We start from the raw sequence: 25,276 nt of genomic DNA, 5'->3' as shown, positions 1-25,276 counted from the left end.
AACCCTCACCGGCGTCAACGGATACCGATGCGCCACGAGGCGGCTACGCGCAATCACTAAACCGGTGGACCCGTAAGCCGAGACAGCGTGATCATCGGAATCGACACCGGGGGAACCAACGTCGACGCAGTGCTCGTCGACGAGCACGGCATCGCGAACGCGGCGAAGGTACCGAATACCGCCCGCCGAGAGAGCATCGAAGCGGTCCTCGAGGAGCTGCTCGCCGGTCGTGGGGCTACCCAGATCGATCGTGTGGTCGTCGCCACGACGCTCGTCGTCAACGCGGCCGTCCAGGATCGACTCCCAGACTGCTCGAACGTCCTCGTTCCGGGGCCGGGGTTGAGCCCGGAGCGGGCGTTCTACGGCGAAGAGAACCTCGTCACGGCCGGGGGTATCGACCCCCGCGGTCGCGTCACCGAGCCAGTCTCGCTCGCGGACAGCGTCGCCTATCCGGTCGTCGCTGTGACGGCGAAGTTCTCTGCCCGGAACCCGGACCTCGAACGGACGCTCCGGGATTCTATCGATGCGGACCACGTGGCACTCGGTAGTGAATCCGGAGCCGGTCTCACGTTCCCCGAACGGGCCGCGACGACCGTCGCGAATGCGAAGGCGAAACCCGTCTTCGACGAATTCCTGCGGGACATCGAAGCCGCCGTCGAGAGGGCGGCTATCGATGCGCCCGTCTACTATCTCAAAGGTGACGGTGCGATGCTCGCCGCCGATTCGATGGCCGAAACCCCCGCCCACACGCTCCGAGGTGGCTCGGCGGCGAGTTCGCTCGGGTTGTGTGCACTCTCGGGGGCGTCCGACGCCGTGACCGTGGATATCGGCGGGACGACCACCGACGTGACTCGGGTCGTCGACGGCTTTCCAGCGATCGAGGGCGGCATTCCGGAAGGAAAGATCGAACCCGGCTACGATGGAGTCGTCGCCGAGAGTCTGCCGGTCGGGGGCGACACGCGCGTGATTCCGGGGGACGATGGTCCTGCACTCGCCGACGAACGGGTGGGCGACGCGGTGGCCTTCGGCGGCGACGAACCGACGGTCACGGACGCGCTCCACGTACTCGGCCGGTTCACCGCCGGCGACCGTTCCGCCGCCCGAGACGCGATAGACACAGTGGGTGACGGGTCGGCGTCGGAACTCGCGACGACCGTGTTGGATCGGTTCTTGCAACGGGTGCGCGCCACCGTCACGTCGATATCCACCGACCGGACGGCGTCGCTCGTCGTCGGTGGTGTCCTCGCCCCGTATCTCGCGGACCCGCTCGCGGACGGTACCCACTTCGATGCGGTGGTTCCCGACCACGCCGACGTGGCCGGTGCCGTCGGCTGTGGGGTCGCGCGGGTGAGCGTCGAGACGGCGGTGCACGCCGACAGTGCCCGGGGGGTCATGACGGTCACGTCGATTGGCCCCGAAACGGTGGAATCCCTCGAGGTCGGCCAGCGGTTCACCGACACACAGGCGAAGGATATTGCCATCGAGCGGGCACGGGCGGCCGCAAAAGCGGCCGGGGGTGACCCGACCGCAGCGGTCGATGTCCGGTCGTTCTCTCGGTTCACCGTCGTGGAGGACTCGGAGGTCGTCGGACAGATATTCGACGCCGAGGCGCAGGTAACTCCTGGCATCGAGTTCTCCTTCGCGGAGGGGTCGTCGTGACGCTGGGACTGGTCTACGACGAGGAGTACCTGCTGCACGAGCACACGCCGACCCATCCCGAGCGAAAGGAGCGTCTCCAGTACACGATGGACCAGTTGCGGGAAGAGGGGCTACTCGACGACCCGTCGGTCGCGCGGCTGGCACCCGAGATGGCGTCGAACGAGCAACTCTCCCGGGTGCACACCGACGACTACCTCGAACGGCTCCGTTCGATGTCGGCCAGTGGAGCGGGGATGTTGAGCGTCGATACCCACATCTCCGCGCACACGTGGAACACCGCCAAACTCGCCGCCGGTGGCGTCGTCCGGGCGATGGACGCGGTCGCTACCGGTGAGACCGAGTCGGCGTTCGTACTGGCCCGTCCGGGTGGCCACCACGCGTTTGCCGGGGACGGGCACGGCTTCTGTTATCTCAACAACACCGCCATCGGGATCCGCCACCTCCAGGCCGAATACGACGTAGAGCGGATCCTGCTCTGGGACTGGGACGCCCATCACGGCGATGGGACGGAGTCCATCTTCTACGACGACCCGAGCGTCCTCGTGATGTCGACCCACCAGGACGGACGGACGCTGTTTCCCGGCACGGGGGACAGCCGCGACGTCGGGGAGCTCGCCGGTGAGGGATACAACGTCAACGTGCCCGTGCCACCGAAGACGAGCGACGACGGCTATCGCACCGTCGTCGAGGAGATATTCGAACCGATCGCCGAACAGTACGACCCGGACTTCGTCTTCATCGAGGCGGGCCAGGACAACCACTTCACCGACCCCATCACCGACCTGGGCGTCACCGCGCAGGGGTACGTCGATCTGGTCGAACACGCGATGGACGCGGCCAACGACCTCGCTGGCGGCGACATCGTGGCATCACTCGCTGGCGGGTACGGCATCGAAGGAGGATTGCCGTACACCAATCTGGCAGTGATCGCGACGATGCTCGGGTACGACACCGCCGGGATTCGCGAACCCGCCATCTACGAACCGCCGTCCTACGAACCGGATATCAGCGACGTCGTCGAGCGGGTACAACGCATCCAGTCGGCGTACTGGACGTTCTAAGGCCACCGATCGGACGGTGGGCGTCCTACTTGTGGTCCACAAGATGGCCGACGAACCCCGAGGTCAGATCGGCGACTCGCATGGCCCAGTTCGCGGTGCGATCCGTGACGGCCGCTCCGGTCTCGGCGTCGGACTCCTCGTGGGCCGCCGCCAACTCGAGGAGCGCCTGGTAGAGGTCGAGTCCGTAGAGGTCGGCTTCGTTGCCTCGCTTGACGAGTTCCGTTCGTGCTAGCGACGTGTCGATGGTTTCGGCGTCCGTCACCGCGAGCAGACCGCCGGTGATGTATCCCTCCCAGAACGAGAGCAGGTCTTCGACGGCGTCCCGACTCGGTCCGTCCTCGAGTCTTTCCTCGATGTCGGCGACGATCGCTATCGCTTCGTCGATTGTCGCTTCGTCTAGATCGGGATGGGCGGTCGCCGCGACGCGACCCGCGACGTCTCGAATCGTCTCTCGGGAGGGTCGGCTCTCGGTCATCGTGTCGAGTGTGGGGCGGGGCGGCCTTAATTGCTACAGACTCGAACCGGGCCTCGCCATAGCTATTTGTCACTTGAAGACGATGTTCGGCCATGGACCCGAAACGATTTCTGTTCCTCTCGCTCGACTCGGCGCTTATCGGTGATCTGGCGTGGCAGGTAGCACGCGAGGGCCACGACGTACGGTACTACATCGAAGCCGAGTCCGACCGGGAGATAACCGATGGCTTCGTCCCGAAGACGGACGACTGGCGGGCGGCGGTCGACTGGGCGGACGTCATCATCTTCGACGACATCTGGGTAGGCGACGAGGTGGGCACGGGCGAACTGGCCCAGGAGTTGCGCGATGCTGGCCACGCGGTCGTGGGCGGCACGCCAGCGACCGATCGACTCGAAGAGGACCGTGGGTACGCTATGTCCGTCCTCGAGGACAACGGCGTAGACACCCTCGATCACCGGGAATTCACGGACTTCGACACTGCCATCGAGTACGTCCGGGAACATCCTGCTCCGTACGTCATCAAGCCCCTCGGTGAGGTTCAGAACGTCAAACGGCTCCTGTACGTCGGTCGTGAAGTGGACGGCAGCGACGTCGTCGAGGTCCTTCGCGCCTACAAGAAGGCCTGGGGCCACCGGATGAAGGGGTTTCAGTTACAGCGACGCGTGGAGGGCGTCGAGGTAGCCATCTGTGGGTTCTTCGACGGTGACCAGTTCGTCGAACCGATCAACTTCAACTTCGAGCACAAGAAGCTCTTCCCCGGCAACATCGGGCCCTCGACGGGAGAGATGGGCACGTCGATGTTCTGGGCCGGGCGGAATCGGCTGTTCAGGGAGACCCTCGGACAGATCGAATCGTGGCTCGCCGACGAGGGGTACGTGGGGAGCATCGACCTGAACTGCATCGTCAACGATCACGGCATCTATCCGCTCGAGTTCACACCACGCTTCGGCTATCCGACCATCGCGTTGCAGGAAGAATCGTTCGAGTCACCGACCGGAGCCTTCTTTTACGACCTCGCACACGGCACCGACCCGGCACTCCGGGTTCACGAGGGCTACCAGGTGGCCGTCCGGATCGTGTTGCCGCCGTTTCCCTTCGACGACCCGAAGACGTACGACGAGAACTCCCGGAACGCCGCCGTCGTCTTCGAGAGGGATTCGCGGGATGGTATCCACCTCGAGGACGCAAAGAACGTCGACGGACAGTGGCGTGCCGCGGGAGAGAGTGGGATGCCGATCATCGTCACTGGAATGGGAGAGACGATGCAGGACGCCCGCCGGCAGGCGTATGGACGCATCGACGACATCGTGATACCGAACATGTACTACCGCGACGACATCGGCGAGCGGTGGATCGATGGGGAGGGTGACCGTCTGCAAGCCTGGGGGTATCTGGGTCCATGACGGTCCTACACACTGACCGGAACTCCGTCGTAGCAACCCACGAGAACGGGAGTAATGCAAATGATTATCGTGATCGATACGTGTATTTCTAGCATGGCCACATCTGGGGGATCTGTTCCATTCGCTATCGACGGCTCGTCTATGTCCCCGGTCAACGAGGCGGTTTCGGGGATCGGACTGTCACCGCTCCACGAAGTACTGCTCATCGCTGCGTTCCTCGGGCTCGTGCTGGTGGGGGTCGCCAGCGTCCTCTCTCACCTGTATGATGCCGAGGACCGCGTCGAAGCGGAGATGCGGGAGGTCGTCGCGGAGCGAAACGCGTATCGTGCGTTCGCCGAGGCCATCGACTCGATTCCGGTCGTCCAACCCGCAGGGGCGGTCGCGACGCCACAGTCGATACAGACCATGGAGACCAGAGCGGCGCCGGTCGATCACGTCCGCCGGGCGTTCGAAGAGACCGTCATGGCCGTCGACCACTACGACGACACCTATGGCGAGACCTGGGAGACGCATCTGGTGAACGAATTCGACGCCGACTTCCTGGGTGGGCTTCGCGAGGGGAGCGGCGTCAATCGACCCATGAAGCGGGCACTCCAACAGCGAGCCCTCGACGCTGCGTCGAGACGCGACGAACTGATACAGGTGCTCTCGACCGAGCAAGCGGCCGTCGAGGATGCGACGGCCACCCTCGACGAGATAGAGACGTCGCTCTCGTCGATGGACGATGGGTCGCTCGACGAACGGTCGTTCGAGGAGCTCATGGAGACGTATGCCGCCCTGGAAACGCTCGAGGACAGAACCGTCCGACTCGCGCGACGGCGCCAGCGCCAGATACATAACGAGACGCGCTGTGGACGGTGGGATACGAGCGATTTGACCCTGCAAGAGTACCTGTACGGACCATTGTCGATGACGTATCCCGTCCTGCATACGACGACGCGACTGACCGACGACCTGGGGACTGCTCGACACAGCGTCGTGGAGACGATGACCGCCAGAGTGTAGCTGACGGGGACAGCCCGTCGAAATCGGCCCAGTTTCTCAGCCATTACCGACAGCACCTGTCGATTCCCACCGTGTATTTATTCCTGCCGAGTCGATGGAGGCCCACTGATGAACGTTGCGCAGAACGTGACGGAACTCGTCGGCGACACGCCCCTCGTCGCCCTCGAGACCGTCGGCCCGGACGTCTATGGAAAGGTCGAGTCGTTCAATCCCCTCTCCTCGGTGAAAGACCGGGTCGCGCTCTCGATGATCGAGCGGGCCGAGCGACGGGGCGAGGTGACCGAAGCGACCACCATCGTCGAACCGACGAGCGGGAACACGGGTATCGGCCTGGCCTCCGTGTGTGCGGCAAAGGGGTACGATCTCGTGTTGACGATGCCCGCGTCGATGAGCGAGGAACGTCGGTCGATGCTCCGGGCGCTGGGTGCAACCCTGGAACTGACGCCCGCGGACGGCGGGATGGGGGCTGCGATAGCGCGTGCGGGGGAACTCGTCGACGACCTCGATGATGGGTACATGCCCCAGCAGTTCGAGAATCCGGCGAATCCGTCCGTCCACCGGAAAACGACGGGGCCGGAGATATGGGCGGATACGGACGGGCAGGTCGACGTGGTCGTCGCAGGGGTCGGTACTGGCGGAACGATCACCGGGATCGGTCGGTATTTCGCCACCGACGTCGATGCGGACGTCGAGATGGTCGCCGTCGAACCGGAGACGTCGGCGGTCCTCTCCGGCGGGGAAGCCGGAAGCCACGGTATCCAGGGGATCGGTGCGGGGTTCGTTCCCGAGAATCTCGACGAGGCCGTGATCGACGAGGTCGTCCAGGTCGCCGACGACGACGCCAAAACCGCGTCGCGAACGCTGGCCGCCGAGGCGGGCGTCCTCGTGGGCATCTCGGCTGGTGCGGCGATCCACGCCGCGAAGTTGGTACGGTCCCGGCCGGAATACGAGGATTCAACAATCGTCGTGGTCTTACCGGATACAGGCGAACGGTATCTGTCGACAGACCTGTTCAGAGCCATGGCATGATCTCACGAATCGCCGAGGACGTTCGGACGGTGCTCGACCGCGACCCGGCTGCGCGGAACGTCGCAGAGGTATTGCTCACCTATCCCGGGCTGCATGCCATCTGGTTCCACCGGGTGAGTCACTACCTCTGGACACACGGGTTGAAACTGTTTGCTCGACTCCTCTCGCACCTCTCGCGGTTGCTGACTGGTATCGAGATCCATCCCGGAGCAACCATCGGGCGACGGTTCTTCATCGACCACGGCGGTGGCGTCGTCATCGGCGAGACCGCGGAGATCGGTGACGACGTCCTGCTATTCCAGGGATGTACCCTCGGTGGGACCTCGAACGAACCCGTCAAACGGCACCCGACGTTGGAGGACCACGTCGTCGTCGGCGCGGGCGCCATCCTGCTCGGCCCCATAACCATCGGCGAGCACTCCCAGGTAGGGGCTGGCTCAGTCGTTCTCGAGGACTATGGCCCCAATTCCACCATCGTGGGTGTCCCGGCCTCCTCGACAGACGAGGCGTCGGGAACCGACCTCGATGCCCTGGAACATGGAGATCTGCCAGACCCGATCCATCGCGAGTTCGAGGAGTTGAACGAGGAGGTCGAGGCGCTTCGTACTCGCATCGCCGAACTTGAGACCCATCTCGAGGCGAACGAGGAGTAGTCCCAAGGGCTTCGGTCCCACCCCCCCCGTTGGTCGAAATCGTCAGCAGTTAGAACTATCGCCGTTCGGCTGGTACTGGTACACATGGTCGATAGTCGGGAGTACGAGTTCGAGGGGAGCCGTCCGGACGTCCATCCCGATGCCAGGGTGGCCCGTGAATCGACGCTCGTCGGCACCGTCCGGGTCGGTGCAGACGCGAGCGTCTGGCCCGGGGTGGTCCTCCGTGGTGATATGGGACCGGTCCGGGTCGGACCGCAATCACACATCGGCGACAATGCGACGATACACGCCTCGTGGCTCGGTGACAGGGTGATGGTCGGTCACGGAGCCGTTCTCAACGAAGCGCACGTCGAGGACTGGTCCCTGATCGGCTTCAACGCGACGGTCAACACGGACGTGACCGTCGGCGAGTCGAGTGTAGTGGCAGCCGGGGCGACGATTCCCGAGGGGCGGGAGATTCCCCCGGAATCGTTCGTTCGTGGCGTCCCCGCGAAGGTGACGCCACTCGAGGAGACGACGGTCGACCCGGATTCGCTCTTCGAGCACTACTCCTCGGACGAGTACACGAACCTCGCTCGGCGACACGACGCGCTCTTCGAGTGACGGTCCGCGGTCCCCGCGTACCCCGTCGGTCCTCGTGAACTCACTCGTCGCGCTCGTCTGCCCAGGGGCGAAGGATGGCGTGGACCGCTTCGTTCATCGGCGTCTCCACGCCCGCCTGCTCGGCGTGACGGACAACCGCCCCGTTGAGCGCATCGAGTTCGAGGCGGTTCTCGTTGACCAGGTCGTAGTGCAGCGACGAGAACATCTCACTGTCGAAGGATTCGGCGAACGCCAGCCACTCCTCGACCGTTCCAGCCGGGACGTCGATTCCCTTCGCCCGAGCGAGGGTGACGACCTCTTCGATGACACGACGGTACATCTCCCACGTGGCGGCCGTCTCCCGGATGCGACCGATCGGTTTGCGGGTCGCCGCCGTCATTCCAGACTGTGCACAGATGAACGCGAACTTCTTCCAGAGCTCCACCTGGATGTCGTCGGCGAGGACCGATTCGACGCCGTCGCTCTCGGTGAGGGCCTCGTCCAGCGCCTCGATTCGCTCGGTCCGTGTGCCGTCCATCTCCCCGAACACGAACCGGGCTGGGCCGCCGGTGTGTGCGACGACACCCGGCGATTCGATGGTCGAAAAGATGTACGCGACGCCGCCGACGACGTGCGACTCGCCGACTTCCTCGGCGATCCAGCGTTCGTTGTCGACGCCGTTCTGGAAGGAGACCACGGCCGTCTCCGGGCCGATGAGAGGTTCGAGGTCCTCCGCGGCGGAGCGAGTGTCGTAGGCTTTCACCGTGAACAGGACGAAATCCACCGGGCCGATGTCTGCAGGGTCGTCCGTGGCTGGCAGGTCCACGTCCGTCCCACCGGCGACGCTTTCGACGCGGAGACCGTCGGACTGGAGCGCCTCCAGGTGGGCGCCCCGGGCGACGAGATTCACGTCGTGTCCGGCATTGGCGAGTCGTGCGCCGATATACGCGCCGATACCGCCGGCACCGTAGATAGCGAAGTGCATGTCGGTCCGTTCTGACTGTCGCGGTAAAGAGGTTACCCGACGCCTGCTACCCTACTTGTGGGTGAACAGAAAGGGCCGGCCAGCGTCGTCGGTCGTGACACAGAGGTCCAGGGCCTCCGAGAGTTCCAGTTGGGTCTCCTCGGCCTTGCAGACGACCAGGTCGTCGAACGGGTCGTCGCAGATGGGACAGGCCACTGAGGTCGTGTTCTGGTAGCTCTTGATCATCTCGTTGTCCTCTCTCGGGGTGAGGTACCCGACCAGTTCGTCGAGGTCCGCGAAGTCGTCGGTACTTCCCATGCATGTGTACGCGGACGAGTCCGAAATAAATGCTCCCCATCCTGTGGTCGAACCGACCGGGAACGCTGCCCGTTCACCGTCCATCTATATGTCGATTGGAAAACAATAAACAGTATGGACACACGACGAACTGGCATCGCGGTGCTCCTCGGGGCGCTCGTATCGATCGTGGCTGGCTTTCTCCCGTTCGTATCGTTCGTCGCCCCGCTGCTGGGTGGCGCTGTCGCCGGCTATCTCCAGCGGTCGGGCTGGCGCGACGGCGCAACCGCCGGCGGACTTATGGGCGTCGTTCTGGCGGTCATCGGCGTGCTCGGACAGGCACTCTCGTCGGTGCTGCCCCCGTTTCCCGCGGCGGTGATCCTCGGGCCGTGGGCCAGGGGATTCGGATTGGGTCTGGACAGCGTCGTCGTGTTCCTGGTCGCGAGCGCCGTATTATTGGTACTGGTCGGTGCAATCGGAGGCGCAATCGGGGGCCGGTTTGGCAATCGTCAACGCACCCAGACGTGGCGGAAGCTCGGCTAATCGGTGCGGACGTACTCCTCCGCTCGTAGTACCGAAAACCAACGAAGCCGGAGGGGGGCTTGGCTGATTTGTTCAAAGCCGGGGTTATAATAGACCGTAGGTACAACGGGTGAGCATGGACGGGGCCATTGAACGCACCCGGTGGCGGATCGAGGGCGACTACCGACGTGGTGACATATCCGAAGCAGACCGTAACGCACTGTTAGCGTTTTCTCGCGAACTTCAGTTACGGCAGTCACAATACTCCGATCATCGGCACAAGAAGCTGCTTACTCACGGGCACATGATGGCCAAGAACGCCGGGCCACTCGTCGAAGCCTTTGATGACAAAGGGCGGGCGAAGCAGGTGGTCGGCTGGATACACGACGAGTACGACAACGAGGAGACCAACCGCGACTACCGTGTGGCATTTCGGCGGTTCGGTAAGGTGCTCGCCGATGCTGGGGAGCACGTCCCCGACGACGTCGAGTTGAGCGACAAAGGACTGCCGCGTCCGCTCGCGTGGGTGAGTGCGACGACAAGCAGCACATACGATCCGGCGCCGGACCCGGGAAAGATGCTCAAATGGGAGGAGGACGTGAAGCCAATGCTTGAGTCCGCTGCAAACGAAAGAGACGCGGCGGCCATAGCGCTACAATTTGACGCGGGTCTCCGGGGTGGGGAATACGCCGGCCTTACTGTGGGCGACATTAACGACCACAAGCATGGCCTTCAAGTGACGGTCCAGGGGAAGCAGGGTCAGCGCTCAGTGACGCTCATTCCGTCGGTGCCATACGTCAATCGGTGGCTGGCCGCCCACCCTGCCGGCGACGATCCCGGCGCCCCCCTGTGGACGAAGCTGAACGAACCGACAGAAATCAGCCGCAGTCTCAAGGGGCGAATATTCAAACGAGCAGCGAAGAAAGCCGGTGTTACGAAACCAGTCACGCCGACCAATTTCCGCAAATCAAGTGCGTCCTGGGCGGCCAGTCGCGGGATGAACCAGGCGCACATCGAGGACCGATATGGGTGGGTTCGTGGGTCGACGGTCGCCAGTCGGTACGTCTCTATCTTCAAGGAGGACTCCGATCGGGAGTATGCGAAGCTGCACGGTCTTGACGTCGAGGAGGATGAACCGGAGGATCGGAGCCCGCTCCAGTGTCCGAATTGCGGCCAAGACACGCCCCGAGACAAGGACATGTGCGTGTGGTGTGGGCAGGCCCTCGAACCCGGAGTCTCACGGATGATGAGCGAAATGGAGGACAGGATGCTCGACGCCATGGCCGAATCTGACGACCCGGGGACGCGGAAAGCGCTACGAAAGGCATACGATCGGGTAAAAGATGACCCCGATGCACTGGCGGAAGCGGTGACCCGATTCGCCGACAGTCGAGATTGACGGGGTATCGAACCCGTCACACCTCCGCGACGGGCACACCCCGCCGAAACCCGTCCGTTTGAATTCGAATCGAGACCCATTCATCCTCTTGGGGGAGAAATCGATTGTGGCGCGTCTGTGACGCTCTTAGAGAATCGTATATATAAAGAATGCCGATCTGATCCTTATTGGTGGTCCATTTAGGCCTCAGATTTCTTCCATACGTCTCTCTCCACCTCCGATTCATCGTACTCTACGTCAAAACACAGCCCACAGGGCTCGCGAAATTCCTCTACCTTCTCAGGTTCGACGCGGCGAAAACTCCCGGAAGTCCCACACAGCGGTCCGTCCTTCGTGGGTGCGTGCATGGTGCTCGACGTCGCCAACACCTCCTGGGTCAGTGAGGAAACGCTTGCTTCGGTAAATGGCCCCGAAGATTGGTTCTTGCCCGATTCGTCTTTACCGATTTCTCTAATGGGTACGTCGACATCCGGGGACAAATCTCGAAACCCTTCAGACCGTTCGACTGGGCTATCCGGGGAGATGCTTAGGTACACAAGGATGGGGCGAAAGCAGGTTGTACAAGCGTAAAAGCCGGAGTTGATGGCATTTTGTCGGTGAACATCGAGAAAATCGACATCGTAATTTTTCGCGCTGCACATCGGTTGATCCTCAGCCGTCGGATCTGGCAAATGGAACCTGTCCCCTCCGGGTGTAACCATGACCGTTTCAGGGACCGCCTCGCCGATGTTTCGATAATCCTGCTCGAGGACACGCCCCCTGACTGAAGCGATCTCCTCACTCATGTTCTATTCGGGGGCCTCTACATCTGTATTTCCGAGAAGGCGTTGGATTACGTCGTCGTAACTGTCACCGCGCTCCTTCAATTCATGCAGCTCATCAGCGGTTTCGTCGTCGACTTGGATTGTTGTACGTCCCATAGTATTATACTCATCATAAGGTGGGTTGGGTTATAGTAGTTATTGCCCAACCCATATAGGATTAAATATCCCATAAGCTTATGGTATGCCATGATAGACATAGAACTACGCACCGGAGCGACGTCGAGAAAGTCGCCGGGTGGTATGACACCCGCCGACGGTGCCCCTGACCAATGTCAGACGCAATTGAAACCAATGTGGGCTCGACGAATAAGTTCAACGGTGAGGAAAACACGGTGCAAGAACTCGCGATTATATCGACGAGCGAGTTGTTATCACAGCGTTTGAGGGCTGTGCAGGACGCAACCGCGATCGCGTCCGGGTTGTATGGAACTGTTGAACCAGACGATTCCATCAATCCCGGTAAGCCGACCGAGAGTGACGTTCAGGAACAGATAGCGAATGCGAAAGAGCTCGCCTATATCCTTGAGGAAAGAGTGCTTCCTCTTGTCCAGGCCCTCGAGGACGTGAACGAATAGGCGCGACTACGAACAGGCCACGCATCGAACTTCCCTATACACGTTATACAGTACAGATAATCTATGTTCGTTCGTGTGTACCCGGTCGTTCGTCGGGCCGCCGTTCACATTTGCAATTTAGAACGAACATCGGCCGAGTACAATCATAACAGGCGCTGTCGTCGCTGATTATCGAACCGGGGTGAAAGCGGAGGAATCGAGATCCGCGTTATGGATATCCCCGTTAATTCCAAACATCCACCCCCGAGAAGCTCCTATACACGTTATACAGTATAGATATCTGGTTTGTTTCTGTGGTTTGTTCCTTCGTCCTGGCACCGGTGTCCATATTTGCAGCGAGAGAACCCAAACCGCTCGCATTCAATCAGTACGAGCACCGACGTCGGGAATTAGAGAGGAAGGGTGAAAGCGGAGGAAGCGACCTCGATCGTTCGGCAGGTCTCGATGGTTTAAGGTGTATTCTTAGATTGGAGATTCCTGAGCTGTCTATACACGTATTATAGATATAGGAAACTCGTCTAACCAACAAACTAACCGGTAAATCGAACACCGTACCCTATATTTGCTATTGAGAAGTTTAATTCGGGCTATACAGTTCTCACAGGTAACGACATCCGCATTTCAGGACAACGGGTGCAAGCAAAGGATGCGATTTCGACAATGTCGGAATCGTCCGAACTCAGTGTTGAGCTAACCGAGTCTCCGGTTCGTCGTTCACGATCTGATTTACTCGCTGCCGACTGATGTACACGTATCCCGCGATCTGCGATTGCGACAGGCCATCCTCGTGCATTCGCTTGATGATTCGGTCCCGCGTCTCTCGCTTTCCGTCCGCGTATCCCTTCTGATATTGCGATATTGTCATTGGTGTCACCCTGTTGGTTCAAATGTTACTCCCATTTTCTCCGCGTCGATCCCGACGTCGCCACCGATATCGGATTCGCCACCTGCCTGGCCGATCCCGAGGACATCGAACGACGTCGCGACGGGGTTGGTGTAATCAATTCCGAATTCATCGGGATCGATAACCGGCCCGCCGATGTCGTCGTTTGGACGGTCACCGAAAGTCTTGGAATCCAAGCGCGTCTCGGGGCGCGGATCCATATCGAATCCCATCTCCAACCGGCCGATTTCGAACTCAGTTTCCATACCGAACTCAGATTCGTATTCAAATCCGAATTCGGCGCTGGCGCCTTGGAGTTGCGACCGAGTATCCACGCGGGTATCCGCCTGGATGTCGGGGCCGGCCATCGCCATTGCCATCTCACCGACATCGACCCCCGGGGCTTGGCGCTCGATCACGGCCGCGTCGACGCCGATGTCCACACCGATCTGCGCCCCGATGGATTCCATTCGACCGACCTCCGGGAGACCGGTAGACTCGGTTCGAACTTCCGTGTCCATCGCCCGCTGCGACAGGCGCTCGGCTTCCGTCTCTGCCTGGCTCTCGGTCTCGAAGGCGGGTCGAGTCCCATCGTAGTCGCCACCCTCGAGATTCCGAAAGTCGCGAAGCGTACGAGACGCTACTGCCTGCTGGTACAGGTTCGCCGTCACTCTATCCTCGTCGATACTGGGACCGACCTCAGACTTTGACGGCCCGGTGAGTTGGGTCTGGCCCCGTTCTGCCGTTGCGAACTCACGAACATCGACGCCGAACTCCTCGATGGCCTGGCCGAGCTGCTCGCGACCGGTAACCTCGCCAGCAATACGTTCCATCTCCTCGGTCACACCGCCGGAATCTGCGGGGCGGCTCCCCGTCGGTCCTAACCCGGTTTCTTGCTCGGGGACGAAACCGGATTCCGTCGGGCCGAGACTTGCATCCAGGATGTCCTCAGTGGGGCTGCCGAGCGGTTCGGACTGTGCGCCCGTCGTCCCGGTCTCGGACGCCTCACTCGGCTGTGCACGCTGCCCAGTGGTCCGCCCGGCGAGCGACCCCTCCTCGATCGACCCGGTCGGGGATTCCCCGCCGGTCGTCGCTTCTGCGCTTCCCACGGGCCGCCCGAACTCGATCAAGTCCTGTTGACGCGGTGAGGGAGTGAAATCGGGGTCAAGATCGACGTTCCGCACACGTTTACCCACGCTTCTCGCCCCGGCAATCGTTATCTCCTCGACGTCGATCCGCTCGCCTGGAAGGGACTCCAAGGCACGGCGACCGCGGGCCGATCGGGCGGCCAGGCGTGTGGCGCCGGCCGTCGCGAGCTCCTCACCTGGCTGGATGGACCACCGGGCGGCGGAGCCGAGACGAGTCCCTGACGTCGCAGCAAAGAGCGCACCGGTTCCAAGAAGCGACCCGACGGCCATCCCGGCGAACTGTCGCGGGTTATCCTGAACGCCTTCGACGGCCTGTGTGGCCGTTTCGCTGGCCGCCGCTTCGGTATCAAGTTGGAACTCCTCGAACTCCGATAACGCCTCCGCGTCCATGTCACCGAGCGCAGCGTCGGTGTACATCTCCGCGGCTTCGATGCCCCACTCATTCACCTCGAGCACGCCCTTTCCAGTCTCGGCTGCCATCGCCGGAAGGAGGGTGACCCCAGTAATGATGTTCTCAAAATCACGAGCGGCCCAGGACTGGGCTTCGCGGTTCTCCTCGATCGCCGCGTCGATGTCCATCTCCTCACCCCTCAATGGCTGCATGTACAACTGACCGGCGCCACCCCCAGCGAGACCGCCGGCCTGACGACCGATTTGAGTGAGTGTGTCGATGGCAGTGTCCAAACCTCGCTCGACCTCGTCACCGGGACCGCCGAGACCCATGGACCAATCGACGTCAAAACGCTCCTGAGAAGCCCCCTGTTCGTATCTCGCGACGGTTGCACCGTCCTTTTCAACTATCTCGACATCGTCAGGATCGACCGGCCGACCTACCTCCTCGCGAAGTTCAATCAGGGCACGGTCCTGGGCGGATATCTCACCGCCGTAGCCATCGGACTTCTCGGCGAGATCGCTGGCGTTCTCTCGCACACCACCGTACCCGTCTCCCTCCTCCGCGAGACCGGATCCACGGTGTTCGACGACGGCCGCGCGGCCCTCGTCGCTCGTCGGGACAATAGACCCGTCCCGGATGTCAATGTCCTCCCGGGAGACGCCGAGCTGCTCAGCGGCGACTTTCTCCTCGCCAGAGTATGAGAACTCCGTGGTTAGTTTCCCCTCGTCCTCGACGATCCGCACGTCTCCCGGATCGGTGGCTGCCGTCTCGTTGATGGCCATTTGCTCCATTTCCCGGGCCGCTTCCTGGGTCGTTGGCATCATTCCCGACCCGATCTCGGTTCCTTCGTCGACCCGCTGCCCGTCTACCGTCAGGGATTCAGCCAGCGTAAACGTCACAGCACCGGAGGCATCGATCTCCGCCCTGACTTGGTCACGGTCGTACCGGTCGGACTCACTGGCAAACCGCTCGGCTGCTGCTTGTTCGGCTTCGGCCTCATCGACGACACGGCCCTGTTCCGTGACGAACCCCGAACCGACGTCCTCCTGGCCGGTCCCTTGAGCATCTCCAGGAGTACCGCCAGTTGTGTTCCTCCTGGTCTCCTCGCTAACTACGTCGTCGTAGGTCTGCCGCGTCTCCCGCGGTGGGCGCTCGCCCGTCTCGTGGGTTTGTTGCTCCTCGGGGACGTAGCCTGTGTCCGGGTCGCTGCGCGGGTCTTCCTCGTACTCACTTTGCGAATCGTCGTCTGGCGGTCGCTCCCCGGTATCGTCGGTCTGTTGTTCGTCTGGGACGTATCCCGTGTCCGGGTCGTCACGGGGATCGTCCTCGTATTCGCTGTGGTCGTCTGAACCGTCCGAGCTGCTCGAGCCTGAGTCTCCGCTATCGTCGTCATCGTTTGCCGTCCCGCCGCGGGTTCCGGTCGAACCGCCGCCACTGGTTTGTTCCGAATCCGACTCGTCGTTATCGCTCGGGTCTTGTTCATCCGGGACGTACCCCGTGTCATCGTCGCGGCGGGGATCGTCCCTGTATTCGCTGTAATCGTCCTCGTCGTCATCGTCATACCGGCTGCCGGAATTGTCTCTGCCGGGGCCCATTCGGGCCATCAACCGACACCTCCCGCTGGTTGTGGTGTGCACACCATATCTGAATGTTAGCCGCTAAAACTGCAAAAAACGAGGAGTCCAGGGGTATATTCATCGGCCGATTCAAACATCCCCGTCCAAAATTTCCCCTATTGGGTACGGTAACAGTTCCTCAAATTCATCCTGTTCTAATCTACCTGCCCTCACAAGATCAAATAGCATCACTGTGAATTCTCCCGTTGGTATGGGCGGTTCACCGGTTTCTTCGTATTCTTCAATAATCTCATTCGGGTCTAAAACGTCGCCATACTCGATTGAAATTTCTACTTCTGGAAACACGTATTTGCCTTCGAAAGCTGCCAAAAGGCGTTCTTCCATCTCAATGATCTTCTTCTGTCTATCCAGTGCCTGCCGAGTGTTACCTCCATACAACATCAAAAACCACGCAAGCTGTCCCATCGCTTCAACTGATTCCCAAAACACGTTTTCTTGAACGGGATTGTTTGAATCCCGACGGTTGATCGCCTTGACAATCTCCTGCCGTCCCAAAAGTTCGTCAACGAGCAACATGTCATAAATCGCCCCTTGAAAACGCTCGCGAATTCTAAACCTTCGTTGTGCAATTTTCGAGTTCCTTTTTTCAGTGTCAGAGGGCATTTCCAACTCTCCATGGAGAAATTCACGATCTTGCTGTGTGAGGAAACCCTTTGGACGATTCTCTTGAAATTCCCGCCTGTTGTCCGATATATCGCCATCTTCCTCTGGCATTACAATGACCTGCAATCACCCCATGGTTATAAGTCTTACCTAGACTTAAGTCCCCCCGGGCACAACACAGAGTTAACACGAACGACACGCCGCGCTATGCGGCATCGGAGTCGCGGTCGGGGTGGGAACCCGACCCAGAACCAATCACCAAGTGGTTCTACGGGTCAGGTTTCCTTAATTCCCCCCGTCCAGGCTTCGCGTTCGTGTGCACGAAGCCAGCAATGATGGTTGAAAACACCTCACCGGACGCGCCGGCCACTCCGCCAAGAGATCGCCCGACGCGTCCAGGGTGGGAAGCCAGCAATGGCTCCCAAGATGACCAAAGCGACGAGACGGTAAATAACCCGCCGAACCACGGCGTTCCCACCTACGGGACCGCCAAATTCCTTTGGGATATCGACCCGGAGACACTTGGCGAGAACTGGGTTGAGTCCATTCCAGAACGGTACGAACAATGGGAGGCCTCTGGCGATCCAAATCTTCAATTTCTGGGTGATTCCCATGAATGAGGACGGATCCGACCTCGAGGAGATCGACGTCCCCAGCGAGTTACAAGTTGCACACACTGTCGCGGTCGATTCCGTCCCCGTTAATAGCCATATCGAATTGCTCGGTGTGACGCTGTACCGCGGCGAGCAGGAAGCCTATACCGCTATCCTCGACGGCGTGGCGATCGACGTGATTTATCCGGGGAATATTGAGACCGCGGTCGACCTCATGGTGAAGGTGAAAGAGGCGAAACGGGCTCACCAAATCGGCAACCGAACTGCCGGAACCAACCCGGAGGGGATTTTCGAATGAGCGACGACGCCGAGTTGACCGACGACGAGAAAGCAGAACTCGAGGATTTGGCTCAGTCGGACGATCCCTGGGCGGATGCAGTTGGGGCTTACCTCAGTGCCATTGAGGAGGCTGAAGGGTAATGGCGACCCTCGAGGAGTTCGCCGGCGCGGATAGCGGTGCAGACAGGACACAGGACACGCGGACGGTCGTCGCCCGGTGCACGGACTGTGGCGACCAGCACGCGGTCGCAGATCGGCCGGGCAGCGACGAAACGACCGCAGCGACGGTGTGCCCGGACTGTGGGTCGCCGGCCTACTCGTCGAAGGTGGTCGACGAATGAGGGCCCAGGATATCCCAGCCGAGCTTCGCGAGCGGTCGCAGTGGTTGCTTTGGTCGGCCGATAGCGACCCGCCGAAGGTTCCGCTCAACGAAGATGGCTACAAAGCCAGTTGGACGGACCCCGCAGAGTGGCTATCCTTCGAGGAGGCGAACGAACTTGCCGAGACCAACGACAAGTTCGACGGCCTGGGTTTCGTCGTCACAGAAAAGGACCCGTACATCGGTCTCGACCTCGACGGCTGCCTTCGGGAGCCGAACGCTCCAAAGCCGAAGGAGTGGCTGCCGTCGCTCTCGCAGTTCTCCGACACCTGGATGCAGTACTCGACGAGCGGCACGGGCATCCACGTGTTCACCAGGGGCGACCGCCTGCCTGATTGGTGGACGGATTCACACTTTTCGGAGGGCGAGCACGAGGGCGTCGAAGCCTACGCAGAGAAGTTCTTTGTGATGACCGGCAATCAAATCGAGATTGCCGACGACGAGATTACGCAGGTCGACGTCGACCCGTTCTTGTCCGACGCCTACGAAGCCATCAACGGCGGCCCTCCGGAGTTACCCGGAGCAAACGATTCGGCCGATTCGGACGTCGACGTGGGCGTCTACGACGTGATTGCCCGTAGTTCGTACCCCGAAGGGGAGAATGCAGCACACCCGTTTCATCCCTCAGAGACGGGCACGAACTTCCGCGTCGACGACGGTGGTGACACCTGGCGATGCTGGCGACACGGTGTGACCGGAAACGGTGCGCACCTGCTTGGTATCGAGCAAGGCGTAATCGAATGTGGCGAATGGGATACCGGCGGCCTCGATTCAGACACCTGGCGTGACATTTTTGACGCCGGCAGAGAAGCCGGATACGACCTGCCCGAACCCGAAACGGACGGCGGGACGGCTGCCGCGTCCCCGTCACCGGACCGGGATTTTGGTCCGGGGCAACCCGACCAGGCGATTGACCTTAACCCGCTGCGGGTTATCGAGCGGGCCGGCTACGACCCCGACGAGGTTGACCTGGCCGAGCTTCGGAACGACGAGCTCGCCTACACGCTGGCGGAAATGATAGACAAGTCCGACGACGTTCACATGCGGTGGGTCGACGACAATTCGACCATTTTCGCCTACGACGACGGCGTCTGGTCGAACGACGGCGAGGACCAGTTACGGGAAGTGCTGCACCGGGCGCTTCGACACCGCAACAGCCAACGGATGCACTCGGAGGCTGCCCACGCCATCAAGAGCCGGCCGACCCTGAAGATCGGACGCGACCACCTGGGCGCACCGGAGGGCACCCTGGCGACGACGAACGGTCTTCTCGACCTGCGGGACCGCACCCTTCGGGACCTCACGCCGGAGGACTATGCGCTCAACCGTATCAACACCGACTACGACCCGACGGCTGACTACGAAGGCACTCGGTGGATGGAGTTCCTCGAGGAGTCCGTTCGGGACGGCGATCTCAAGAAGCTGCAAGAGTACGCCGGTTACACGCTGTGGCATCATGCCCAGCCGTTCGGGAAAGCGCTCTTTCTCGTCGGTCCGGCCGACGCGGGCAAGGGGGTCTTTCTCGACGTAATTGAGGAGATACTGGGCGACGACAACGTGGCCTCACAGTCGCTATTCGAGTTGATGCAGTCGCGGTGGGGCGTGGCCGAATTGTTCGGCAAGATGGCTAACATCCGCAACGAGGTTACTGCTGGCGGTCTCAAGAACGTCGAGAAGTTTAAGGAGCTCACCGGCGGGGGCGATCGGATATCCGCCGAGCGGAAGGGTCAGGACCCGTTCAAGTTCAAGGTCACACAGAAATTCCTTTTCAGCACCAATCAGGTGCCGAGCGTCGAGCAGGCGGGTGAACCGTTCTTCAACCGGCTGCTATTCGTCAAGTTTCCCGATACGGTGCCGGAGAGTAAGCAGGACCCTGATCTCTCGAACGATCTACTCGCCGAAGGGCCGGCTATCCTTAACTGGATGCTCGACGGTCTCGACCGCCTGCTTGAGAACGGCCAGTTCTCCGACGAACGGTCCGCAGACGGGAAGCGGGATATCGCCGACGCCTGGGGTAACCTCGTCGATCGCTTCAAACACAACCTGATAGAGGTAACCGGCAACCAGGACGACGTCGTCCACAAGGCGGACCTTTTCGACCTGTTCAACGCCTACGGCGACTACCTGGGCAAACCCGACGACGTACCACAATCGACGTTCACCAAGACGTTAAAGAGCGAACCGGGCATATCCGATGGCCGATCCCGCCGCGTCGACGGCGACAAAGACACACCTCAGGTCTACAAGGGGATTCGTGTGAACGCAGCCGGCGTCGAGGAGATGGGCGCGGACATGCCGCGTCACAACTACGACGACGACAGCACGAGCGGCCAGCAGCGGTTCTAACTCCCATCGAAGTCTACCCTTAGCGGTATTACACGATAGCGGTGGTTTTTTCTAAAAATCGAAAACCGCAGTAAGGCGTTGCTGTGCAAGGGGTGTGCAGAGATTCGTGCACACCCCCACCCTGCTTAGAGCGGCTGAGATGCCCATATACGCCGGATTATATCTAAGTTTTCTAAGGTGTGCAGGGTGTGTAAGGGTGGTTCGATATCTTACGCAGGCGTGGGGTGCGCGAGGGAGTGCGCGCTTACGCGCCCCACGCATGGAGTCGGATCCACCCCTGCACACCCCACACACCTTGGCTGCCCTACATTTTATCTGCCGATATCGGCCGATTAAGCGGCTGTATGTTGGTCGGGGGTGTCCACCCCACCCCTGCACACCCTCTGCACACCTTGAGGAAACTACAACAATTCGGCAGGCTCGATCTCGCGAAAATCCGCGAAATGCCGACCTACCACATTTCTTACACAGCAAAATCAGCCATCTACATTTAAAGAGAAGGGTTAGAGCGGTTCTATCGGCTATGGGGCTTTGAACATATCAGAGAAGCCGGAGGGGGGATTCGAACCCCCGACATATTCCTTACGAAGGAATCGCTCTGGCCAGTCTGAGCTACTCCGGCAGGCGTCTCCCTGCACTCTCCTGTACCCGTATTACGGAAATAAGACTTCCGACTCAGCGTCGCGTCAGGCGAACGTCGAGCACGACGTTGACCTCGTGGGGGGCGTACGTTCGAACCTCGTGGCGGGTCTCGACGGTAACTTCGTATTCCGGTTCTGCTGCCTCACGGATGGCCGCCTCGCCGGGCGAGTACGGGTCGTCTTCGTGTTGGATGTCGTAAAAGTGGATTACCGCATCGGTACTGGCGAGGGCGACGGCCGTGTCGACGAACGCGTCGGCGCTGTGCGGGAGGTTCATCACTAGCCGGTCCGCCCAGTCGGCGTAGTCCGGTATCGCTTCGCGAACGTCGCCCGCGACGGCTTCGACGCGGTCTTCGACGCCGTTCCGTCGTGCGTTCTCGCGGAGATACTCGATGGCAGCCTCGTTGATGTCCGTGGCGACGACGTCGGCACCCTGCATGGCCATCGGAATCGCGTAGGGACCGACACCGGCGAACATGTCGAAGGCGTTCTCCGCTGGCTCGACCTGCTCGACGACGCGATGGCGTTCGGTGGCGAGTCGGGGCGAGAAGTACACCGTGGCGATGTCCAGCAGGAACTCGGCGCCGTACTCGCGATGGACGGTCTCCGTCCCGTCACCGGCGAGGACCGACCAGTCGCGGACCCGCTCTTTGCCCTTGATCTTCGATAATTTGTTGACGACGGTCGCCGCGCGGATATCCGATTCCATGACCGCGTCGGCGATGGCCCGTGCTCGTTCCGGGTCGTCTTCATCGAGGATGATCACGTCGCCGAGTCGCTCGTACGTCGGTTCGAAGCCAAGGATGTCCCGGGGCATCGTCTGCGTTTCGCGCACCGGGGCATCGTGCGCTACGACCGCGAGGTCGGTCGGCACCTCGTCCGTGGTGGCGACCGGGACGTAGAGCCATTCGCCGTCGACGGCGATGTCGTGCGTCTCCGAGAGCAACCCCTCGGCTTCGAGGCGCTGGCGGGTTGCCTCGCCGTCTTCTCTCCGGACGCGGACGCACGGCACCGTCATGAGAACGCATCGACTGCCGGATGGCTTACCATTGACGCTTCGATGGCGACGTTGCGTCGAAACGCATAGGCCTCCTCCACACGGAACGGTGCCATGCTCACGTTCATCGGTCTGGGACTCTACGACGAACACTCCATCACGGTCGAGGGCCAACAGGCCCTTCGATCAGCAGACGACGTGTTCGCCGAGTTCTACACGAGTCGGCTCATCGGCACCTCCGTCGAGGACCTGGCGTCCTACCACGACGTCTCGATAACCGTCCGCGACCGCGCGGGCGTCGAACAGGAACCAGCCCCAATCCTCGACGCTGCCCAGCGGGGGGACGCCGTCTTTGTCGCTGCGGGTGACACCATGATCTCGACCACGCACGTGGATCTGCGCCTGCGCGCGCACGAGCGGGATATCGAGACGCGGGTGATCCACGCACCGACGGCGGAGACGGCGGCGAGTAGTCTGACGGGCCTCCAGAACTATCGATTCGGGAAGGCGACGACGCTTCCGTTCCCGTGGGCCCACGGGGGTGATGGTGTTCCAGAGAGTGTCGTCGACACCATCGAGGATAACCGAGATCGGGGACTGCACACACTCGTCTATCTCGATATCAAAGCCGAAGCGGGCGAGTATATGCGTGCGGGGACTGGTGCAAAGTTGCTTTCAGAACACTGGGACGGAACACCACTGGGGGTCGTGGTCGCGAGAGCGGGCAGCCCCGACCCGTTCGTTGGCGCGGATCGTCTCGAGACGCTGGCGGAGTTCGACTTCGGTGAGCCACTCCATCTCCTCGTGATCCCCGGTGATCTCCATCACATCGAGGCGGACGCGCTCAGGGAACTCGCCGGGGCGCCGGCCGAGGTACTGTCGGAGTAACGGGTCGCCCCGGCGGCCGGAGGTGGTCACCGTCGTGCGACGACGCGAAGGACGTCCTCATCCTCGAGGACGTGGTCCCGGCCGACCTGCTGGTCGTCGTGTTTCGCACTCGGGCCGGTAACACGCGCGAACCGGAAGCGTTCGTCGAGTGTGCCACCCAGTTTGTGGAGGGCGTCGTCGACAGTCTCGCCCTCCCTGATGACGAGTGGTTCCTCCCGGTCGACCCCTCGGCCTGGTTTGTCCATGTAGATGCGGATGAGCCCCAGTTCATCCCAGAGGCGGTCTTTGAGGGTTTCGAGGCCCCGTTCTTTCTCGGCGCTGATGAACACGGCGTCGTCGGGATCGATGCCGTGCTCGCGCAGGGACGCTTTCATCTGGTCGGCGTAACTCGGGTCGATGAGGTCGACCTTGTTGACCGTGACGAGCGAGGGGAGATAGACTCGGTTGTCCTGGATGCCGTCGATGAGTTCGTCGATATCGGGGTCGCCGCGGATCGTGATGTTGGCGTTGACGTAACCGTGTTCGCGGGCGACGTCCGTGATGGTCTCCTCGTCGAGGGAGAGATCACCCGAAGCGTTGACGTCGAGGCCGTCTTTGCCCTTCTTGGTCACTCGGATGCTCGGGGGTTCGGTGTCGAGGCGGATCTTGTTCGCGTACAATTCCTCGGCAAGGCGGTCGTACTGTTCGATCTCGAACGCCGAGAGCATGAAGACGACGAGGTCGGCGGTCCGCACGACCGAGAGGACCTCTCGTCCCCCGCCCTTCCCGGAGGCGGCGCCTTCGATGAGCCCGGGGACGTCGAGGAGCTGGATGTCCGCCCCGCGGTACTGGAGCATCCCGGGGTTCACGTCGAGGGTGGTGAACTCGTAGGCGCCCACCTCGCTGTCGGCGTTCGTGAGTGCGTTGATGAGCGTGGACTTCCCCACGCTCGGGAATCCGACCAGGGCGACGGTGGCGTCGCCGGTCTGTTCGACGGCGTACCCGCCGCCACCACCGCTCCCCGATTGCTGGCGCTCGAGGGCTTCTTTCTTCTCGGCCAGTTTGGCCTTGAGACGGCCGATGTGGGCCTCCGTGGACTTGTTGTAGGGCGTCTCGGTGATCTCCGTTTCGAGCGCCTCTATCTCCTCCTCGAGTCCCATTGACTGTCCGGTATGTCGGTGGTGCCAAAAAGGGTGTCCCATTCGCATCCGGTCAGGCGATTCCGACACGTTAATGCGGCCCAGTCAAGGAATTGACAGTGATGGTCGACGCCCGCAGTCTTCGGGACAGTACGCAAATCGTCCTCCCCCGAGACGTGCTGGCGGACGTCCGAGACGAGGTCGAAGACGAGTTCGTCGTGAGTGTCTTCGAACGGGGGCAATCGGTCAAGATCGTCGGCAGTCCGGTCGTCATCCGCGAGGTCAGTGACTTCCTCTGTCGACAGGGAATCAACGTCCCCTGATCGCACCGCTCCCGCCGCCGCTCCATCTTCCCGGGAAAAGACAAGGGTTAAAACCGCGTATCCAGTTGCTGTGGATATGGCTGAGACGATTGAAGTCCTCGTACCCGGCGGGAAGGCAAATCCGGGCCCGCCGCTCGGACCCGAACTCGGTCCGACCCCCGTAGACGTACAGGCGGTCGTTCAGGAGATCAACGACCAGACCGCCGCGTTCGACGGGACCGAAGTGCCCGTGACCGTCACGTACGAGGAAGATGGATCGTTCGATATCGAGGTCGGGGTGCCGCCGACGGCGGCACTCGTCAAAGACGAAGCTGGCTTCGAGACCGGTAGTGGCGAACCCCAGAAGGACTTCGTCGCCGACCTCTCGGTCGAGCAAGTGAAGAAGATCGCCGAACAGAAACTGCCCGACCTGCTGGCGTACGATCTGAAGAACGCCGCGAAAGAGGTCGTCGGCACGTGTGCCTCTCTGGGCGTCACCATCGAGGGCGAAGACGCTCGGGAGTTCAAGCAGAAGGTCGACGATGGCGAGTACGACGACACGTTCGCTGCGGAAGCCGAAGCCTGAACCGGTCGCGTGT

The 25,276-nt window shown here is 61.5% G+C and carries 26 protein-coding genes, 1 tRNA gene and 1 pseudogene; 17 read left to right on the top strand and 11 right to left on the bottom strand.

Annotated elements, in window-relative coordinates:
* Positions 1 to 87: 87 nt before the first annotated feature.
* Together HSRCO_RS08150 and HSRCO_RS08145 are read left to right on the top strand one after the other, a co-directional pair.
* Positions 88 to 1,659, top strand: a complete 1,572-nt coding sequence (locus HSRCO_RS08150; protein WP_259517132.1) for a hydantoinase/oxoprolinase family protein — start codon at positions 88 to 90, stop codon at positions 1,657 to 1,659.
* The gene (locus HSRCO_RS08145; protein ID WP_259517131.1) at positions 1,656 to 2,720 is read left to right on the top strand and encodes a histone deacetylase; all 1,065 of its coding nucleotides are present in this window, start codon (positions 1,656 to 1,658) and stop codon (positions 2,718 to 2,720) included. Before HSRCO_RS08150 ends, HSRCO_RS08145 begins: the two co-directional genes overlap by 4 nt.
* 25 nt (positions 2,721 to 2,745) lie before the next feature.
* Here HSRCO_RS08145 and HSRCO_RS08140 read toward each other — a convergent pair whose 3' ends face one another.
* Entirely contained in the window at positions 2,746 to 3,195 is a 450-nt protein-coding gene (locus HSRCO_RS08140; RefSeq protein ID WP_259517130.1) for a hypothetical protein, read from the bottom strand.
* Between the two features lie 92 nt (positions 3,196 to 3,287).
* Here HSRCO_RS08140 and HSRCO_RS08135 point away from each other — a divergent pair, with 92 nt between their 5' ends.
* From HSRCO_RS08135 to HSRCO_RS08115, 5 genes and pseudogenes are all read left to right on the top strand, one after another.
* Positions 3,288 to 4,598, top strand: coding sequence for a phosphoribosylamine--glycine ligase (locus tag HSRCO_RS08135; protein ID WP_259517129.1), 1,311 nt, complete (start codon positions 3,288 to 3,290; stop codon positions 4,596 to 4,598).
* Positions 4,599 to 4,691: 93 nt separating this feature from the next.
* Positions 4,692 to 5,603, top strand: a complete 912-nt coding sequence (locus HSRCO_RS08130) for a hypothetical protein (protein WP_259517128.1) — start codon at positions 4,692 to 4,694, stop codon at positions 5,601 to 5,603.
* 108 nt (positions 5,604 to 5,711) lie between these two features.
* The gene (gene cysK / locus HSRCO_RS08125) at positions 5,712 to 6,632 is read left to right on the top strand and encodes a cysteine synthase A (protein ID WP_259517127.1); all 921 of its coding nucleotides are present in this window, start codon (positions 5,712 to 5,714) and stop codon (positions 6,630 to 6,632) included.
* Positions 6,629 to 7,138 (top strand): annotated as a pseudogene (gene cysE, locus HSRCO_RS08120) (serine O-acetyltransferase); the annotation flags it as partial. The gene cysK and the pseudogene cysE, both read left to right, overlap by 4 nt.
* Positions 7,139 to 7,369: 231 nt before the next feature.
* On the top strand, positions 7,370 to 7,888 hold the full coding sequence (locus HSRCO_RS08115) for a gamma carbonic anhydrase family protein (RefSeq protein ID WP_259517125.1): 519 nt from the start codon (positions 7,370 to 7,372) through the stop codon (positions 7,886 to 7,888).
* 40 nt (positions 7,889 to 7,928) lie between these two features.
* On the opposite strand, the gene HSRCO_RS08110 is transcribed toward HSRCO_RS08115, so the two are convergent.
* Together HSRCO_RS08110 and HSRCO_RS08105 are read right to left on the bottom strand one after the other, a co-directional pair.
* Positions 7,929 to 8,852 carry a 2-dehydropantoate 2-reductase gene (locus HSRCO_RS08110; protein ID WP_259517123.1) on the bottom strand — a complete coding sequence of 308 codons (924 nt, stop codon included), beginning with the start codon at positions 8,850 to 8,852 and terminating at the stop codon, positions 7,929 to 7,931.
* Positions 8,853 to 8,903: 51 nt separating this feature from the next.
* A complete protein-coding gene (locus tag HSRCO_RS08105) occupies positions 8,904 to 9,149 on the bottom strand; it encodes a hypothetical protein (RefSeq protein WP_259517122.1) in 246 nt (81 codons plus the stop codon).
* 114 nt (positions 9,150 to 9,263) lie between these two features.
* Here HSRCO_RS08105 and HSRCO_RS08100 point away from each other — a divergent pair, with 114 nt between their 5' ends.
* Together HSRCO_RS08100 and HSRCO_RS08095 are read left to right on the top strand one after the other, a co-directional pair.
* Entirely contained in the window at positions 9,264 to 9,671 is a 408-nt protein-coding gene (locus tag HSRCO_RS08100; RefSeq protein ID WP_259517121.1) for a DUF5518 domain-containing protein, read from the top strand.
* 283 nt (positions 9,672 to 9,954) lie between these two features.
* Complete coding sequence (locus HSRCO_RS08095; RefSeq protein WP_259517120.1) at positions 9,955 to 11,049, top strand: site-specific integrase; 1,095 nt, start codon at positions 9,955 to 9,957, stop codon at positions 11,047 to 11,049.
* A gap of 179 nt (positions 11,050 to 11,228) precedes the next feature.
* Here HSRCO_RS08095 and HSRCO_RS08090 read toward each other — a convergent pair whose 3' ends face one another.
* Positions 11,229 to 11,834, bottom strand: coding sequence for a hypothetical protein (locus tag HSRCO_RS08090; protein WP_259517119.1), 606 nt, complete (start codon positions 11,832 to 11,834; stop codon positions 11,229 to 11,231).
* A gap of 3 nt (positions 11,835 to 11,837) precedes the next feature.
* Positions 11,838 to 11,969 carry an antitoxin VapB family protein gene (locus HSRCO_RS08085; protein ID WP_259517117.1) on the bottom strand — a complete coding sequence of 44 codons (132 nt, stop codon included), beginning with the start codon at positions 11,967 to 11,969 and terminating at the stop codon, positions 11,838 to 11,840.
* A 173-nt stretch (positions 11,970 to 12,142) separates the two neighbouring features.
* On the opposite strand from HSRCO_RS08085, the gene HSRCO_RS08080 reads away from it, so the two are divergent.
* Positions 12,143 to 12,448, top strand: a complete 306-nt coding sequence (locus HSRCO_RS08080) for a hypothetical protein (protein WP_259517115.1) — start codon at positions 12,143 to 12,145, stop codon at positions 12,446 to 12,448.
* A gap of 679 nt (positions 12,449 to 13,127) precedes the next feature.
* Here the strand turns inward: HSRCO_RS08080 and HSRCO_RS08075 are convergent.
* From HSRCO_RS08075 to HSRCO_RS08065, 3 genes are all read right to left on the bottom strand, one after another.
* The gene (locus HSRCO_RS08075) at positions 13,128 to 13,313 is read right to left on the bottom strand and encodes a hypothetical protein (RefSeq protein WP_259517114.1); all 186 of its coding nucleotides are present in this window, start codon (positions 13,311 to 13,313) and stop codon (positions 13,128 to 13,130) included.
* Positions 13,314 to 13,318: 5 nt separating this feature from the next.
* The gene (locus tag HSRCO_RS08070) at positions 13,319 to 16,477 is read right to left on the bottom strand and encodes a hypothetical protein (protein ID WP_259517113.1); all 3,159 of its coding nucleotides are present in this window, start codon (positions 16,475 to 16,477) and stop codon (positions 13,319 to 13,321) included.
* Between the two features lie 102 nt (positions 16,478 to 16,579).
* Positions 16,580 to 17,224 carry a hypothetical protein gene (locus tag HSRCO_RS08065; RefSeq protein ID WP_259517112.1) on the bottom strand — a complete coding sequence of 215 codons (645 nt, stop codon included), beginning with the start codon at positions 17,222 to 17,224 and terminating at the stop codon, positions 16,580 to 16,582.
* A 501-nt stretch (positions 17,225 to 17,725) separates the two neighbouring features.
* On the opposite strand from HSRCO_RS08065, the gene HSRCO_RS08060 reads away from it, so the two are divergent.
* The 4 genes from HSRCO_RS08060 to HSRCO_RS08045 are packed head-to-tail and all read left to right on the top strand — an operon-like array spanning position 17,726 to position 20,731.
* Positions 17,726 to 18,025, top strand: coding sequence for a hypothetical protein (locus HSRCO_RS08060; protein ID WP_259517111.1), 300 nt, complete (start codon positions 17,726 to 17,728; stop codon positions 18,023 to 18,025).
* The gene (locus HSRCO_RS08055; protein WP_259517110.1) at positions 18,022 to 18,147 is read left to right on the top strand and encodes a hypothetical protein; all 126 of its coding nucleotides are present in this window, start codon (positions 18,022 to 18,024) and stop codon (positions 18,145 to 18,147) included. Before HSRCO_RS08060 ends, HSRCO_RS08055 begins: the two co-directional genes overlap by 4 nt.
* The gene (locus HSRCO_RS08050; protein ID WP_259517109.1) at positions 18,147 to 18,347 is read left to right on the top strand and encodes a hypothetical protein; all 201 of its coding nucleotides are present in this window, start codon (positions 18,147 to 18,149) and stop codon (positions 18,345 to 18,347) included. The genes HSRCO_RS08055 and HSRCO_RS08050 overlap by 1 nt, the downstream gene beginning before the upstream one ends.
* Positions 18,344 to 20,731, top strand: a complete 2,388-nt coding sequence (locus tag HSRCO_RS08045; RefSeq protein ID WP_259517108.1) for a phage/plasmid primase, P4 family — start codon at positions 18,344 to 18,346, stop codon at positions 20,729 to 20,731. The genes HSRCO_RS08050 and HSRCO_RS08045 overlap by 4 nt, the downstream gene beginning before the upstream one ends.
* A 547-nt stretch (positions 20,732 to 21,278) precedes the next feature.
* On the opposite strand, the gene HSRCO_RS08040 is transcribed toward HSRCO_RS08045, so the two are convergent.
* Positions 21,279 to 21,353: transfer RNA gene (locus HSRCO_RS08040), tRNA-Thr, on the bottom strand.
* A 53-nt stretch (positions 21,354 to 21,406) separates the two neighbouring features.
* A complete protein-coding gene (locus HSRCO_RS08035) occupies positions 21,407 to 22,390 on the bottom strand; it encodes a class I SAM-dependent methyltransferase family protein (protein WP_259517107.1) in 984 nt (327 codons plus the stop codon).
* A gap of 93 nt (positions 22,391 to 22,483) precedes the next feature.
* On the opposite strand from HSRCO_RS08035, the gene dph5 reads away from it, so the two are divergent.
* Positions 22,484 to 23,257, top strand: coding sequence for a diphthine synthase (dph5, locus tag HSRCO_RS08030; protein WP_259517105.1), 774 nt, complete (start codon positions 22,484 to 22,486; stop codon positions 23,255 to 23,257).
* Between the two features lie 26 nt (positions 23,258 to 23,283).
* Here the strand turns inward: dph5 and HSRCO_RS08025 are convergent, their stop codons facing one another.
* Positions 23,284 to 24,396 (bottom strand): GTP-binding protein, encoded by a 1,113-nt coding sequence (locus HSRCO_RS08025; RefSeq protein ID WP_259517104.1) that lies wholly within the window; start codon positions 24,394 to 24,396, stop codon positions 23,284 to 23,286.
* A 101-nt stretch (positions 24,397 to 24,497) separates the two neighbouring features.
* On the opposite strand from HSRCO_RS08025, the gene HSRCO_RS08020 reads away from it, so the two are divergent.
* Together HSRCO_RS08020 and HSRCO_RS08015 are read left to right on the top strand one after the other, a co-directional pair.
* Positions 24,498 to 24,698 (top strand): hypothetical protein, encoded by a 201-nt coding sequence (locus tag HSRCO_RS08020; protein WP_259517102.1) that lies wholly within the window; start codon positions 24,498 to 24,500, stop codon positions 24,696 to 24,698.
* Between the two features lie 76 nt (positions 24,699 to 24,774).
* Positions 24,775 to 25,263, top strand: a complete 489-nt coding sequence (locus tag HSRCO_RS08015; protein WP_259517101.1) for a 50S ribosomal protein L11 — start codon at positions 24,775 to 24,777, stop codon at positions 25,261 to 25,263.
* Positions 25,264 to 25,276 lie beyond the last annotated feature (13 nt).

Source organism: Halanaeroarchaeum sp. HSR-CO (assembly GCF_024972755.1).
Classification (GTDB): Archaea; Halobacteriota; Halobacteria; order Halobacteriales; family Halobacteriaceae; genus Halanaeroarchaeum.
The sequence above is the reverse complement of the archived record's forward strand: the minus strand, read 5'-3'. Positions and strand labels throughout refer to the sequence as shown.

What these genes read in the sequence shown, in the direction of transcription:
- HSRCO_RS08140 (WP_259517130.1), bottom strand. Translation starts at nt 3,195, where the DNA reads ATGACCGAGAGCCGACCCTCCCGAGAGACGATTCGAGACGTCGCGGGT.
- HSRCO_RS08135 (WP_259517129.1), top strand. Translation starts at nt 3,288, where the DNA reads ATGGACCCGAAACGATTTCTGTTCCTCTCGCTCGACTCGGCGCTTATC.
- HSRCO_RS08130 (WP_259517128.1), top strand. Translation starts at nt 4,692, where the DNA reads ATGGCCACATCTGGGGGATCTGTTCCATTCGCTATCGACGGCTCGTCT.
- cysK (WP_259517127.1), top strand. Translation starts at nt 5,712, where the DNA reads ATGAACGTTGCGCAGAACGTGACGGAACTCGTCGGCGACACGCCCCTC.
- HSRCO_RS08115 (WP_259517125.1), top strand. Translation starts at nt 7,370, where the DNA reads ATGGTCGATAGTCGGGAGTACGAGTTCGAGGGGAGCCGTCCGGACGTC.
- HSRCO_RS08110 (WP_259517123.1), bottom strand. Translation starts at nt 8,852, where the DNA reads ATGCACTTCGCTATCTACGGTGCCGGCGGTATCGGCGCGTATATCGGC.
- HSRCO_RS08105 (WP_259517122.1), bottom strand. Translation starts at nt 9,149, where the DNA reads ATGGGAAGTACCGACGACTTCGCGGACCTCGACGAACTGGTCGGGTAC.
- HSRCO_RS08100 (WP_259517121.1), top strand. Translation starts at nt 9,264, where the DNA reads ATGGACACACGACGAACTGGCATCGCGGTGCTCCTCGGGGCGCTCGTA.
- HSRCO_RS08095 (WP_259517120.1), top strand. Translation starts at nt 9,955, where the DNA reads ATGATGGCCAAGAACGCCGGGCCACTCGTCGAAGCCTTTGATGACAAA.
- HSRCO_RS08090 (WP_259517119.1), bottom strand. Translation starts at nt 11,834, where the DNA reads ATGAGTGAGGAGATCGCTTCAGTCAGGGGGCGTGTCCTCGAGCAGGAT.
- HSRCO_RS08085 (WP_259517117.1), bottom strand. Translation starts at nt 11,969, where the DNA reads ATGGGACGTACAACAATCCAAGTCGACGACGAAACCGCTGATGAGCTG.
- HSRCO_RS08080 (WP_259517115.1), top strand. Translation starts at nt 12,143, where the DNA reads ATGTCAGACGCAATTGAAACCAATGTGGGCTCGACGAATAAGTTCAAC.
- HSRCO_RS08075 (WP_259517114.1), bottom strand. Translation starts at nt 13,313, where the DNA reads ATGACAATATCGCAATATCAGAAGGGATACGCGGACGGAAAGCGAGAG.
- HSRCO_RS08070 (WP_259517113.1), bottom strand. Translation starts at nt 16,477, where the DNA reads ATGGCCCGAATGGGCCCCGGCAGAGACAATTCCGGCAGCCGGTATGAC.
- HSRCO_RS08065 (WP_259517112.1), bottom strand. Translation starts at nt 17,224, where the DNA reads ATGCCAGAGGAAGATGGCGATATATCGGACAACAGGCGGGAATTTCAA.
- HSRCO_RS08060 (WP_259517111.1), top strand. Translation starts at nt 17,726, where the DNA reads ATGAATGAGGACGGATCCGACCTCGAGGAGATCGACGTCCCCAGCGAG.
- HSRCO_RS08055 (WP_259517110.1), top strand. Translation starts at nt 18,022, where the DNA reads ATGAGCGACGACGCCGAGTTGACCGACGACGAGAAAGCAGAACTCGAG.
- HSRCO_RS08050 (WP_259517109.1), top strand. Translation starts at nt 18,147, where the DNA reads ATGGCGACCCTCGAGGAGTTCGCCGGCGCGGATAGCGGTGCAGACAGG.
- HSRCO_RS08045 (WP_259517108.1), top strand. Translation starts at nt 18,344, where the DNA reads ATGAGGGCCCAGGATATCCCAGCCGAGCTTCGCGAGCGGTCGCAGTGG.
- HSRCO_RS08035 (WP_259517107.1), bottom strand. Translation starts at nt 22,390, where the DNA reads ATGACGGTGCCGTGCGTCCGCGTCCGGAGAGAAGACGGCGAGGCAACC.
- dph5 (WP_259517105.1), top strand. Translation starts at nt 22,484, where the DNA reads ATGCTCACGTTCATCGGTCTGGGACTCTACGACGAACACTCCATCACG.
- HSRCO_RS08025 (WP_259517104.1), bottom strand. Translation starts at nt 24,396, where the DNA reads ATGGGACTCGAGGAGGAGATAGAGGCGCTCGAAACGGAGATCACCGAG.
- HSRCO_RS08020 (WP_259517102.1), top strand. Translation starts at nt 24,498, where the DNA reads ATGGTCGACGCCCGCAGTCTTCGGGACAGTACGCAAATCGTCCTCCCC.
- HSRCO_RS08015 (WP_259517101.1), top strand. Translation starts at nt 24,775, where the DNA reads ATGGCTGAGACGATTGAAGTCCTCGTACCCGGCGGGAAGGCAAATCCG.